General features: G+C 40.2%; 11 protein-coding genes. All 11 read right to left on the bottom strand.

The genetic code is table 11. The features are described 5' to 3' along the window. Window positions 1-97 precede the first annotated feature (97 nt). Window positions 98-1,291 carry an iron-containing alcohol dehydrogenase gene (locus IE222_RS12510; RefSeq protein ID WP_191273259.1) on the bottom strand — a complete coding sequence of 398 codons (1,194 nt, stop codon included), beginning with the start codon at window positions 1,289-1,291 and terminating at the stop codon, window positions 98-100. A gap of 170 nt (window positions 1,292-1,461) precedes the next feature. Further along, the gene (locus tag IE222_RS12505; RefSeq protein WP_191273257.1) at window positions 1,462-3,279 is read right to left on the bottom strand and encodes a sigma 54-interacting transcriptional regulator; all 1,818 of its coding nucleotides are present in this window, start codon (window positions 3,277-3,279) and stop codon (window positions 1,462-1,464) included. A gap of 52 nt (window positions 3,280-3,331) precedes the next feature. Beyond that, window positions 3,332-5,098, bottom strand: coding sequence for a gamma-glutamyltransferase (ggt, locus tag IE222_RS12500; RefSeq protein WP_191273255.1), 1,767 nt, complete (start codon window positions 5,096-5,098; stop codon window positions 3,332-3,334). Window positions 5,099-5,296: 198 nt separating this feature from the next. After that, window positions 5,297-6,565 carry a S8 family peptidase gene (locus IE222_RS12495; protein ID WP_191273253.1) on the bottom strand — a complete coding sequence of 423 codons (1,269 nt, stop codon included), beginning with the start codon at window positions 6,563-6,565 and terminating at the stop codon, window positions 5,297-5,299. A gap of 222 nt (window positions 6,566-6,787) precedes the next feature. Beyond that, a complete protein-coding gene (locus tag IE222_RS12490) occupies window positions 6,788-7,381 on the bottom strand; it encodes a class I SAM-dependent methyltransferase (protein ID WP_191273251.1) in 594 nt (197 codons plus the stop codon). 60 nt (window positions 7,382-7,441) lie between these two features. Further along, window positions 7,442-7,798 carry a hypothetical protein gene (locus tag IE222_RS12485; RefSeq protein ID WP_191273249.1) on the bottom strand — a complete coding sequence of 119 codons (357 nt, stop codon included), beginning with the start codon at window positions 7,796-7,798 and terminating at the stop codon, window positions 7,442-7,444. A 200-nt stretch (window positions 7,799-7,998) separates the two neighbouring features. Beyond that, the gene (locus tag IE222_RS12480; protein WP_191273247.1) at window positions 7,999-8,718 is read right to left on the bottom strand and encodes an MOSC domain-containing protein; all 720 of its coding nucleotides are present in this window, start codon (window positions 8,716-8,718) and stop codon (window positions 7,999-8,001) included. Between the two features lie 148 nt (window positions 8,719-8,866). Then, complete coding sequence (locus IE222_RS12475) at window positions 8,867-9,817, bottom strand: ribose-phosphate diphosphokinase (RefSeq protein ID WP_275671464.1); 951 nt, start codon at window positions 9,815-9,817, stop codon at window positions 8,867-8,869. 128 nt (window positions 9,818-9,945) lie between these two features. Beyond that, complete coding sequence (locus IE222_RS12470; protein WP_223282678.1) at window positions 9,946-10,479, bottom strand: RNA polymerase sigma factor; 534 nt, start codon at window positions 10,477-10,479, stop codon at window positions 9,946-9,948. A 13-nt stretch (window positions 10,480-10,492) separates the two neighbouring features. Next, on the bottom strand, window positions 10,493-12,721 hold the full coding sequence (locus tag IE222_RS12465) for a sensor histidine kinase (RefSeq protein WP_191273245.1): 2,229 nt from the start codon (window positions 12,719-12,721) through the stop codon (window positions 10,493-10,495). Continuing rightward, the gene (locus tag IE222_RS12460) at window positions 12,699-13,391 is read right to left on the bottom strand and encodes a response regulator transcription factor (protein WP_191273243.1); all 693 of its coding nucleotides are present in this window, start codon (window positions 13,389-13,391) and stop codon (window positions 12,699-12,701) included. The genes IE222_RS12465 and IE222_RS12460 overlap by 23 nt, the downstream gene beginning before the upstream one ends. Between the last annotated feature and the right edge of the window lie 90 nt (window positions 13,392-13,481).

Genomic DNA, 13,481 nt, shown 5'->3' with positions numbered 1-13,481 from the left:
CCGCAAATTGCTTACAATATAATTGTTTAATAGCCCAATATAATTCGTTGGAACCTAACACAGACTTCATTGTATTGGCAGTTCTAAGTTTACAAATTTACACTTTTGTTTGAGTTGAAAACTGATAATGATAGCAAGTATGATATAACTCTACCAATTCACTATGGGTCGGAATGCGTGGATTGTTGCCAGGACTGCCGCTGTCAATAGCATCAACTGCCATTTTTTCTAGAACACTTTCAAATACCTTTTGGTCAATCCCCCAACCTTTCAGATTAGGAATGTTCAATTTTCGGCATAGTTCTTTAACCGAGATAACCGCCATTTCAGCTGCTTCTTCATTGGAAAGGGTTTTATGTTTCTGGTCAAAAATCCTTCCGATGTCGGCCAATCGATCGATACAGGCATCTTTGCTAAACTCTAACACTGCCGGCAGCAGCATTGCATTGGAAATGCCGTGCGGAACATGAAACAGGGCGCCAATTGGCCGGGACATCCCATGAACCAGGCAGACAGAAGCATTGGAAAAAGCCATTCCCGCCTGCAGCGAGCCTAACGACATCGCTTCACGGGCATCGATATTTTCCCCATCATTGTAAGCTGTAAGTAAATTATTGACAATTAGTTTCATTGCAGACAATGCCAATGTATCACTCATAGGATGTGCTTTTCTCGAAAGATATGCCTCAATCGCATGACTTAAGGCATCCACTCCGGTAGCTGATGTCACACTTTTTGGCGAAGAGATTGTTAATAATGGGTCGACAATCGCGACATCCGGCATAAATGCGGGCTGCTTGATCATCATTTTAACATCATTTGATGTATTCGTAATTACGGTCGCATCGGTTGCTTCCGAACCAGTGCCAGCAGTTGTTGGAATCGATATATGAGGGATTGGCGGGATATGTGCAATTTTCTTTTCTCCCATATAATCTCCTACATAACCTCCATTAGTGGCAACAACGGCAATGGATTTTGCTGTATCGATACAACTGCCACCTCCCAACGAAATGACGAGATCACAATTTTCTGCTTTAAAAAGATTAAGGGCTTCAGCGACATAAATGTCAGTTGGCTCCGATTTAACTCCGAGATAAACTGCAGATTCCACTCCCCTATTTTGCAAAAGATTCCGGCAATTCTCGACGTAACCAAGGCTGTCCATGATTTTGTCACTTACAATAAGAGCTTTCTTTCCTCGTGATGCCGCTTCCTTGCCTACATTTTCAAACGCGTTTCTTCCGTAAAATATCGATTTTGGCATTCGAAACACAGCGAAATTTTCCACTATCAGCTACACCCCTTTTTCATACCTCTTACGTATTTGTTTGCAAGAAGCGTGCCAAATGGAATTACTTTAAGATGAACCTATCATCATAAAAAAAATGTAGGTAACTCACTACAAGTGTAGAAAATATGTAGTGAAACAACTACACTATGCGCAGACTGATGGTCATTCTACTGAATTTCATGTTTTTTAAGTTTCTGATATAATGTCGTTCGATGAATTCCAAGGATTTCTGCAGCCTTCGATTTGTTCCCGCCAGCATTTTTTAGCGCCTTTAGAATCATTTCAAGTTCTTTCTTATTTCCTTCCAGTTTAGCTTCTTCAATTAAAGTAGTTGTTGAATTCCGCGGTATTTGCTGGTTTAATTTTTCCTCGGCAGCATTCTTCAATGATATGGATAGGTGCTTTAAATCTATGACAGGTCCATCGACAAGAGTTACTAATCTTTCAATCGAATTGACCAGCTCCCTTATATTCCCCCGCCAAGGGTAGTCAATAAATGCTGTAACTGCCTCTTGTGTTAACCTTTTGGCAGGCATCTGATAGCGCCTGCAAATATCCTTCATATAATAAGCGATTAAATCAGGGATATCCTTTTTACGTTCTCTTAATGGCGGCAGTATTAGCTGAATAATATTTAAACGGTAATATAAATCTTCACGAAATTGGCCTTTACCAACCATCTCCTTCAGGTCCCGGTTCGTGGCCCCAATGATTCTGACATTGATGGGAAATTTCTTTACTCCTCCGAGACGCTCGACCTCTTTTTCCTGCAGGACGCGCAACAGCTTTGTTTGCATAATGAGCGGCAAATCTCCAATTTCATCTAAAAACAAGGTACCGTTATTGGCTAATTCAAACTTACCTGGTTTTCCGCCTTTTTTAGCACCGGTAAACGCTCCATCATCATAACCAAAAAGCTCTGATTCAAATAAATTATCCGGGATTGCACCGCAATTTACGCTTATAAACGGCCCTCTGGAAAAAGGACTTAAGTTGTGAATGCTTTTGGCAAACATCTCTTTACCTGTTCCGCTTTCGCCCGTGATTAAAACGGTAGCAGCCGTCCTTGCTGCTTTTCTGGCCATTCGTTTGACGTGTAAAATCTCTTCGCTCGTCCCAATAATTTGATCGAGAGTTACCAGGCTGTCCCTTTCTTGTTTAACGGAAAAAGGTTCTTTTTCTGAGTGTTTCTTCTGGTTATTTTCCAACAATTTTTCATAAATTTTATAAACCTCGGTAACGCCTTCAAAAATAAGCATGCCAATCGCCCCTACCACCCTGTCATCCCGCCAAATAGGTATCCGGTGCACGACCATATCTTCACCGTGTATGGTTTGCAGAACCCCCCGCGCTGGAATGCCGGTTTTTACGGTCACGTGGAGCTGAGTATTTTCAATTACCTCTGTTACATGCCTGCCGATTGCATCCTCCCTTTTAATTCCGATAAAACGGCAATAGGCTTCATTAAATTCCTGAAGAATTCCATTTTCATCGACAACGGCAATGCCTTCATAGGCACTCTCAAGGATTGCTTCAAGGGCTTCAGCAGAGTTTTGCGTTTGCTCCAATTGGTGAATATATTTTGAAAACCCATCAAGAATATCACGTCTTGTTAAAACTCCCACAAGTCTGCCATTATCGTCAATAACGGGCAAATGGTCAAACGGCAGTGAATAAACATCTAAAATAGAATCAGTTGGACGAACCCTTACACTGTCCTGAAGCAAAATACTGCTCGCCAATTCATCCTCCTTCATACCGTACAGAAAACCGCGGAGTAATTTACGTGACGTTATCATCCCTATAAACCTGCTGTTCCGATCAATCATCGGCAAACAATCCACACGCAGCTTTTCCAATTTCTCGACTGTTTCCCTAATTGTCTCCCCCTCCAAAACACAAAAAGGACTAGGAGTCATCCAAGTCTTTACCTGCAGTAAATCACTATAACACGCTCCCAATTTAATCCTCCTTTCTTGAAGCATAAGGACGGTTCCTCCTTTTCTTATCATGATACAGAAGAACCGTCCTTACGTATTATCGACTCCCTTTAAAATTAACCCCAATGGCAGCACCGTTACGGCTGGAGTCGGCTACTCCTTTAAAGATGCCATTGTCGTGATCAATTAAGATGCTTTGTACGTTTCCGATTGTTGTCGGGCTAGTACCAAATTTGTGCCCTAAGTCATTTAGCTTTTTGATCACTTCAGCTGGTATACCTGATTCATATCGATAAGAGCTTAGATTATTTGTATAAATTCTTGGCTCTTCAACCGCTGCCTTTAGCTCCATATCGTATTCAATCGCATATAGAATTGTTTGTAATACTGAAGTGATTATTGTTGGTCCGCCTGGTGAGCCAACCGTTAATACTGGTTTGTCATCTTTGAAGACAATTGTCGGTGTCATACTGCTTAATGGACGTTTATTTGGCTGAACCTCGTTAGCACCGCCGGGAACAGCATCAAAGTCGGTTAATTCGTTATTCAACATAAAACCATATCCTGGAACCATAATGCCTGTTCCAAATAATTGTTCAATTGTTGTTGTATTGGAAACCACATTTCCCCAGCGATCCGTCACGGTGAAGTGCGTCGTTTCGCCGTATTTGCGATCACTTGGCTGCTTCGTAATCTGGTAATTTGCTGTGTCTGTTTCATATTTCCAAGGATCGCCCGCTGTTGGATTCGGGTTTACACGATCTAAACTAATAAGCTTTTGACGTTCCTTAATATAATCTGGGTGTAACAGACCTTTTAACGGCACATTAACAAATTCTGGGTCCCCTGCATAAGCAGCACGGTCTGCGTAAGCTAGATGCATCGTCTCTGCTAAAAGGTGATATTTTTCCCATGATTTAACATCATATTGTGATAGATTGTAATCATCCAAAATCTTTAACATTTGTAAAAGGAACACGCCGCCTGAGCTTGGCGGTGGCATACTCGCAATCTGGTAACCTTGATAATCGCCCCAGATTGGCTCGTCAATTGTCACCTCATACTTGTTTAAATCAGCAGTTGTCATTGAACCGCCAAATTCCTGAACCGTATTTGCAAGGGCTTTGGCAATTGGCCCTTTATAAAATGCATCCGTACCGTTTGAGCGAATCAATTTAAATGTGTTAGCTAAATCCTTTTGTACAAGAATATCCCCATCCTCAAGTGGCTTTCCATTAGGCAGAAAGACGTCCTTTGCTGCTGTTCTTGACAGCATCTCCTGGTTATCAGCAATCGCATCTGCCAGTACTGATTCAATCGGGAAGCCTTTGTCAGCAAGCTCAATGGCGGGACTAATCAGCTGCTGCATCGGGCGGGTGCCCCATTTTTCCAGCGCTGTTTCCAATCCTTTTAATGTTCCCGGAACGCCGACCGCTGTACCTCCTGTTGATCTTTCCGCAAATGGAATGGGTTTGCCATCCTTATCTAAGAACATATTGGGTGTTGCACCCTCTGGAGCTCGCTCCCTGCTGTTAATAATGGTCGTTTCCTTTGTTTTTCCATCATAAACCATCATAAATCCGCCGCCGCCAATTCCTGACATCATTGGCTCGACAACGTTCAGAGCGAATTGAATCGCCACTGCCGCGTCAATCGCATTTCCGCCGGTTCGTAAGACCTCAGCGCCAATTTCAGAAGCTAAAGGATGAGCCGTCGCAACCATTCCATCTTTTCCAACCGCAACTTGGCTGTACTTTCCGTAATCGACTTCTTTCCCTTTAGCCTGCGCGCTAAAAGGAAGTGTTCCTACAATTAGGAGAACACTAAACAAAACCGCAAAACAAGCTTTCCATGAACCTCTCAACCTTTTCTCCTCCTCACATATACTAGTACAATTCTATTCTACCAAAGAGACGGAAAACTTAGAAAATTATTACTCTAATTCCTAATTTTTGGTTCAAAATGACTATTTTGGGAATCTGAAGAAAGGTTTTTCGCTTCTTTTTTCCTATAAATAGGGAGGGACAGTTCTCGTAAAACCAAGAACCGTCCCATTGTTTTCCTATTTTACTCTCGCAAAGCCGAATCCTGAGGCATAGTCGTCTCCGGTTGCTGCACCGTATCCGCCTTTGATGTCATATAGTTTCGCTCTTCTTTGTAGTTCAGTACGAAGCTGGGTATTGGTCCAAGATAGGTTGGATGACCAGATTTTAGCGGCTAGGCCTGACACATGTGGAGTCGCCATTGATGTCCCGCTGATAGTGTTATAGTTACCATCATACCATGTGGATTGGATATTGCTGCCTGGTGCAGAAATCTCTATATCTCTTTCTTGAATAATATAATCACCATCTGTTGCAGAGTTACCGCGGGAAGAGTAATTAGCCACTCGATAGGTTCCGTTTTGTTGAACATTTTCTAACGCAGCAACGGCAACGGCATTTTTCAGGGCACCTGGATATCCGATCGTATTGTTAGCATAGCCGCTATTGCCAGCAGCAGCGACGATAAGGGTTCCTTTACTATAGGCATAATCTACGGCACTAGCAATCAAACTGTCTTTTGCACTTGATCCAAGTGACATCGAAATAATTACTTTAGATCCTGTTCTTACAGCTTCATCTGCAGCATGACGAATTGCCCCAGCAATATCATCAGAATATCCTGATCCGCTGTCAGTTAGAACCTTATACGCCCAAAGCTTTGCTTGTGGTGCGACTCCATAAATCCCTAACCCATCAGATGCACCATGAGCAAGTGCGGTCCCTGCGACATGTGTACCATGTCCGTTACGATCAGTACATGTACCATTTACCATAGAGGAAGAAGATTGAGTGAAGTCTTTACATTGTTCACCACTTCCAACTAAATCATAATGATTGATATAAACCCCAGTATCTAAAACAGCAATTTTAATTCCTGCGCCTCCAGATGTACTTGAAATGTATGGGTCATTGTAGATGGCTTGAATTCCCCATGGAGTACGGTCATCAGGAAGAGAGGTAATGGCAGCATTTCCGATTTTTTGTTTCGTTCTCGTTTCAATTTTATCCAACTGAACTTCTGGAACTCTTTCAATCTTTAAATTTTTGTTTTTCAATAATGCTTGATATTGTTTAGAATTAACAGTGGTTGTAAACCCTTCATTCCCGAAATCCCAGCGCATCCCAAAGGTTTGTTTGGCTTTTGCCCTTTCTCCACTTGGCCCTTTAATAATGACACGAAAGGTTTCCTTTGAATCTATTCCTTGCGCGAAGGCCCCGGTCGCAAACAAAGACACGACCATTAAAACTCCAAGTAAAGCTGAACCTAATCTTTTAACCTTTTTCATACCTCTTCCCCTCTCTGTAATATGTAGCAGCTCATTTGACTGCACTTATGAAGTTATTTAGGGAATGACGTAGTTATGAATCCGTTTTCATAAACGGGGGTTGGGAAAATTTTAGAAAAGGTTTGGGAAATAACTGTACAAAAAAAGAGACAAATAGGACTGCGCCCTGTTCTGTCTCTTTTATTTTTGGACATCTTCCCTGATGAGACAAAGGATCCGTCCCTATGATTGATTTTGACATTCCACATAAACAAATAAATCACCATAGTATTTTTGCACTTTGGTTATCTTTAATTGATGGGATTCTAATAGTTCCAATGTTTTTCGATTTAAACAGCAGCCATCGCAGATTTTTTTCCAAATTGGGGTTAATAGATCCTGGAGTGATGCTAGAATCCGATTTTCCATTTTCACATGTTCAAAAAGGAGAATTTTTCCTCCTGGCTTACATACTCGTTTCATTTCCATCACCGCTTTTTCCGGATTGGGAATGGTACAAAAAACAAGTGTTGCGACCACTGTATCAAAGCTGCTGTCTTCATATGGGAGCTCTTCGGCGCTTGCTTGAACAACTTCTATTGGAACGAATGCTTGTTTTATTTTAGATAAAGAATGCTTAATCATATGCTCGCTCGGTTCTACAGCTGTTACTTTTTCTGCAGCCTTATAAAAAGGAAAATTCACCCCCGTCCCCGATCCCAATTCTAGGACATTACCTGTTGCATTAGCTAAAAGTTCCTTTCGTATCATGTTAAATTTTCTTTTTTCCAACGGATTCATTAAAAAATCATACCAATTCGAAAAATTCCGCCCCATCTTCATTCCATCCCCTAGCCTTTTATGGACTAATTTTACCATAAAGACATAGAAATGGTTCTACTGTGTCATCCGTTTAAATGGATGACATAGCTCATCTAGGGTGTAAATCCTTCCTATAAATATGAATAAATCACTATAATTATTTTTTACGAACTCTTCAATAATACGAAAGCCTTCAAGAAACTGGTCTACTAAATAATGAGTATACTTTGGATCCCAATCAAACTGATTGATTCTGCGGAGCTCATCGGCAATAATTTGAAATTTAAAATCTTCCATTATTAATTTTATTTGATATACCTTATCCGGATTGGAGCAAAGGCTGTTTTTATTTTCATGCCTTTTATGGACGAACTTTATAAAAGCATCAATATTTTCCGCAAGCAAATTTGCTTTTTGCATCTCAAAATTCATGTTTCTCTCTCCCTTTGTAAAGAATGCGAAGGTATCCTTATGGAGAGTGTATGTGTTAAAACAATCTGGTAAAACCCTCAGCAATGATACAATTGACGAAAAAACAATGAACGGCGAAGTGATTACATTATTATGGGATGCAGGACAAGCGCTGCTCAAAAAATATCTGTGTCCTTATCTTTTAATAGTTGCCGACAAAATCATGTATCTAATAAAATTACTTTATTACCGACTCGTACATCCCCAGTTTTTGTAACAGAAGCATAAACACCAAAGTGCAAATTCATTTCATCGTATACTTTTTTTAACAAGGATGGCTCACGGACAAGTGTGTCAGGATCAATAGTAATCATTGAACAACGTTCGCAGTATTGATCTACTTGAAGTTCAGCGCTTCCAATTGATAGCCGCCTTCCCATCCAGTCGCTTTCATTCATAGCTTCTCCATCTATGGATACGATGAAATTTGCTCTAAAACGGCGTGGATCTAATTTTTCACCACAAAGCGCTTCAAGTTTTCTTAAGGTAACGTCTGTTGCAATCAGGATACTAGCCGAGTCAACGGACAAAAGCTCAGGATTTACTGGGTTTGGTGCTTGGAACTTCGTCATTGATACTTTTTGAGGAGAATATTTTTGAATTTCCGCTAATAATTCTTCATTCCAGCCAAAAACCTGACCATTCGGTGCTACTACTTTTAATTCTTTGCCGTAAAGGCTAGTCTTAAAGGCTAGCATAGTCGGAATCTGTCGGGCTGTTATAAAACTTTCCCATCCTTCTTTCGACGCATCATAAAAAGCATAAACACGGTCTCCATCCAATCCGTATTTCTCAATTTTACACGTTTCCAATTGCTCTCCAGCGAACGATTTCACCGGATATCGTGTTATGCTGCTAATTTTCCCAACTTGTTGTACCAAAAGTCCTCTCCTCCAAAAAAATAAAACACAACACGCGTCCTTGTGTTTTACTTTGAATTTTATCTCTATTTTAACACATACTTCCAAAATAAAAGCCAGTTCCAAGGGAAGATTGGTTGTTTTACTTCCCATGAACTGGCCTAAATGTTTATTCAAATAATGGACTTACTGCTTTTTCATTATGAATTCGTTCAATTGCTTCTGATAATAACGGTGCAACGGATAAAAGCGAAATTTTATCAATCAGCTTTTCTTCCGGCAGTTTAATGGTGTTTGTTACTACAAGTTCTTTAATGGATGATGATTGTATTCTCTCAATTGCAGGCCCGGAGAATACGGAATGTGTGCAGCAAGCATATACCGCTTTTGCCCCTTCTTCCACTAAAGCATTGGCTCCAGAGGTAATCGTACGGGCTGTATCAATTAAATCATCGATAATTATGGCATTTTTTCCTTGAATATTTCCGATGATATGCATGATTTCAGACACATCATGTGTAGGCTGCCGACGGTCAATTAAGGCAATTGGCGCATTTAATAGACTAGCCAGCTTTCTTGCTCGCACCACTCCGCCGTTATGCGGAGCAACAATCACGATGTCTTCCAAAGCTTTTTCCTTAAAATAATCAGCAAGGATTGGAATCCCTGTAAGATGATCCACGGGGATATCGAAAAACCCTTGTGCTTGCGGCGCATGGAAGTCTACTGTCAGGATCCTGGTTACCCCTGCTGTTTCTAAAAGATTAGCAATCAGCTTTGCTGTAATTGGCTCCCGAGATCTGGCTTTACGGTCTTGGCGTGCATAGCTATAATATGGCATAACAACGGTTATTTCTTTTGCTGAAGCTCTTTTCAAAGCATCAACCATAATTAAAAGCTCCATAATATGTTCATTCGCAGGGTCGGAAGTGGATTGCACGACAAATACTTCGCTTCCTCGTACGCTTTCTTCAATATTAATTTGAATTTCCCCGTCGCTAAATTGTGTCACAGAGCACTTTCCCAGGTCGCAGCCCAAAAGCTCTGCCATTTCTGTGGCCAGTTCACTATTTGAGTTTAATGTAAACATTTTAAAGTTCTTTTTTAATTTGTAAGACACCGTATTTCCTCCATGCTAATTTTTTATCTATTATTTATTTTACATGAATTGAAGGAAATTCGACATCTTTTAACATAAAATTTTAAAAATGTTTCAATCAAACGTGTGCTATGAATAAAAATTCAACATCAAATGGTCCAGGTGCTTGGCTGTTCCTGTAATAATTGCTTTAATTTCCTCCTTGCCCGGAAAAGTCTAGTTTTTACAGTGCTTGGTTTAAGGCTTAGAAAATAGGCTATTTCATTTTCCTTTAAACCGTTTCCCGCCTTTAGTTTTATCACATTTTGATACTCCTGCTTCATCTTACCAATCGCACGGTTCACTTGTTCCGTCAGCAATCCTGTTGTTACTTCTCCCTCAACGTTATGCTTCATTTCCTGCCCCAAATATTCAAGCATTGCCTGCTCCATCGGAATCGCTTTCTTATATTTATCCCTCCGGACAAAATCAATCGCGGTCCTGGTGGTAATCACTGATAGCCAGGATGCCACCTTGCTTTTCTCCTCTATTGTTTCAACCTTGCTCATTGCCTTAATAAACGTTTCATGCACAATATCTTCTGCCAAATGCATGTCTCTTGTAATGGAATTAGCAATATGAAATAGTCTATTATAATGCATTTTATATACTTCTGAAAAATCAATACTGTTGTTAACCACCACCGTCCACTCCCCTTCACTCCTCCAGCCTCAAAGAAATTGTCACCTTAAACAAGTCGCCATCGGTTTCGATATCCAAAATGCCCTCATGTAGCTCCACAATGGATTTTGCAATTGCTAGTCCTAAGCCCGACCCATCTGTATGCCTTGAAGTATCTCCGCGTTTGAAACGTTCAACCAATTCCTCACTGTATTGGTTTAGCTCGTACTTTGAGACATTTTTAAATGAAATGACAGCTCGGCCATTTTCCTTTGATACATGAATATATACCCGTGAGTTCTCAAGCGAATATTTAAGAATATTGCCAATCAGGTTGTCAAACACACGCCATAACTTTTGTCCGTCGACATAGGAAAAAATAGGCTTCTCGGTATTAGTGACCCGAAATTGCAGGTTCGATTCCGTAATCGTGTCATCGTGCTCGGCAAGAGCCTGTTGCAGCAGCTGAACAAGATCTACTTTTTCCTTGTTCAGCTTAATATTGCCGCTAGCCATTTTCGACACCTCGAATAAATCTTCAATTAATACTTTTAGCCGCTGTGATTTCCGGTCGATAATAGCCAAGTATGCTGCTCTGTCTTCCAGTGATAAATCCTCTGTTGTTTTTAACAGCTCCGTATACGTAATAATGGAGGTTAGCGGCGTCCTTAAATCATGACTGACGTTGGTAATCAGTTCAGTTTTCAGCCGTTCACTTTTTGCCTGTTCGTTTTGTGAAGTTTTTACCCCCTGTTTTAGTACATTGATGTTACCAGCAAGGTCTGCCAAAATAGTATTTCCTGACACCTCGAGATCCTGCCCTAGGTTCCCTGCTGCCAGCTCGCTTGTCTTTTCAACGATTTTGTTGAAATATCCAATTTTTTTAACTAAAAGCATAATAATTGGGATCCCTACCACCCCTAGAATTAGCACGTACAAAAATAAAAAGATAGGATGAATGGCAATCAGGATGACAGCTAGCCCAAGACTAAATATGACTCCCAGCAGGATAAAAATCTGCGTCCCTATGCTTTGATCCAAAAATGCTTCATTTACCCCTTTTGCCGTTTTCTTACCAAGCATCAGAGTTCTCTGCCATACTTTAATAAACAGGCACTTGGCCCACTCATTTTTCACAGTTTGCCAATCTTTCATTGCTGGAAAAAGGATTTTCCACTGGACATATGTAAGTCCTACCAAAAATGATGAAACTACTAAAAAGATGGATAACTCAAAGCCATAAATATATGGATTTTCATATAGATATGGGAATTGGTTATTGGTGGCTACCATTAAAGAAAAAATGACCCCATAACCCGTTACGATGAAACACACTGCCCTTATATCAATCGGAAGTTTGTTATAATAAGGTGCCCAACCGGCAATTTCTGCCGGAATCGCCTTTGATTTTTTAATATAAATTACACTTATTAGTAATGAAACTAATGCAGACAGAACATAAATCAAGGTGATTAACTGCGAACGTTTGTATGTTTCGTTTTGGTGAATGAACAAATTGGATGAAGCTAAGGTTTTTGGGACGGCGATTACGCCTGAAAATGTTTCATTTGCGAGAGGGAAATTATCATCAGCGTCTAGAATTCCATAAAAACCCATAATATAATCTCGAGTAATTGTCATATTTTTTATAAATAACGTATTGTTTTTGTTCAATTCTTTGCTATCGGTATTGGTATTGGTATACACCTTACCTGTACGATCATTTTTAAAATAATATTGTAATGATTTCTTGTATCGTAAATAATTCGAACGAGAATTTTCAATTTCCTTATAATATTTCTCTAGCTTCTGTTCTTTTTCTTTTATTACCTTAGGTTTGACATACTCTTCACTTTCAAAATTCTTGGTTATATCCTCAATTTTTCTATCCCGTTCAGACGTTAGGGACTTTTCAACTACATCATTGCCGGCATCAGCTGCTTCACGAATCTTTTGCTCATATTGGCCCTTTATGTTGTCAATCTGCTCTGGTAAAGTTCCATAGCGGTAGCGATGTTCATCGATTTCCTCCTTGGATACGGTAATTGATTTCTTTGCTTCCTCCAATGGAACTCTATTAAGCTCAAATAAATTTAAATAGCTTGCAAATTCACCCAGCTCATCCTGAAATTGAGTAGTGTGGAAATAGTCGCGGTGAACATATTGGAGGCCGTAATTAAAAAAAAATAAGATGCCGCTAATGCCAAACGTGAAAAGAAAGCTCCACACCACGATTTTTATTCTATTTTTCCATTTTATAGCCAATCCCCCACACCACTTTCAAATATCTTGGATTTTTTGCATCAATTTCAATTTTTTCGCGAATTTTACGGACATGGACTGCCACTGTATTTTCTGCGTTAAAACCTGGTTCCTTCCACACCCGTTCATAGATTTCGTCAATTGAAAACACTCGTCCGGCGTTTGTCATCAGCAGCTCGACTATTTTATATTCAATTGGCGTTAGCTTTACAGGTTCACCATTCACTGCCACTGTTTTTGCCGATGGGTCCAAGGTAAGCCCATTTAGGTCAATGACCCTTTGAATGCCTTCAAATGTACCTAATGTCACATAACGTCTTAACTGTGATTTCACCCTGGCCACCAGCTCCATTGGGTTGAACGGCTTTGTGACATAATCATCCGCCCCTACCTGCAGCCCTAGGATTTTATCGGTATCTTCACTTTTCGCGCTTAAAATGATAATCGGAATATTTTTCTTTTCCCGAATTTTATATGTAGCGGAAATCCCGTCGAGTTTAGGCATCATAACATCTAAGATAATGAGATGAACTTGGTGTTCATTCAGGATTTCCAACGCTTCCACCCCATCCTTTGCCTTTAACACGGTAATCCCTTCGTTTTTCAAATAGATTTCAATCGCGTCGCGGATTTCCTTTTCATCATCGACAACGAGCACATAATATTGGTTCATTTACGTCCCTACCTTCTCAGCACCTTTTCACTATCACTATAATAACCGGCAAATCTTAACATTTATTTAGGAAAATTATGAAGAAATTCT

Source organism: Neobacillus kokaensis (assembly GCF_014656545.1).
Taxonomy (GTDB): Bacteria; Bacillota; Bacilli; order Bacillales; family Cytobacillaceae; genus Neobacillus; species Neobacillus kokaensis.
Note: the sequence above shows the minus strand (reverse complement) of the source record. Positions and strands in the feature narration are given on the sequence as shown.

Excerpts from the sequence above, each read along its gene's own strand:
- IE222_RS12505 (WP_191273257.1), bottom strand. The coding sequence starts at position 3,279 with ATGCTTCAAGAAAGGAGGATTAAATTGGGAGCGTGTTATAGTGATTTA.
- IE222_RS12495 (WP_191273253.1), bottom strand. The coding sequence starts at position 6,565 with ATGAAAAAGGTTAAAAGATTAGGTTCAGCTTTACTTGGAGTTTTAATG.
- IE222_RS12490 (WP_191273251.1), bottom strand. The coding sequence starts at position 7,381 with ATGGGGCGGAATTTTTCGAATTGGTATGATTTTTTAATGAATCCGTTG.
- IE222_RS12485 (WP_191273249.1), bottom strand. The coding sequence starts at position 7,798 with ATGAATTTTGAGATGCAAAAAGCAAATTTGCTTGCGGAAAATATTGAT.
- IE222_RS12460 (WP_191273243.1), bottom strand. The coding sequence starts at position 13,391 with ATGAACCAATATTATGTGCTCGTTGTCGATGATGAAAAGGAAATCCGC.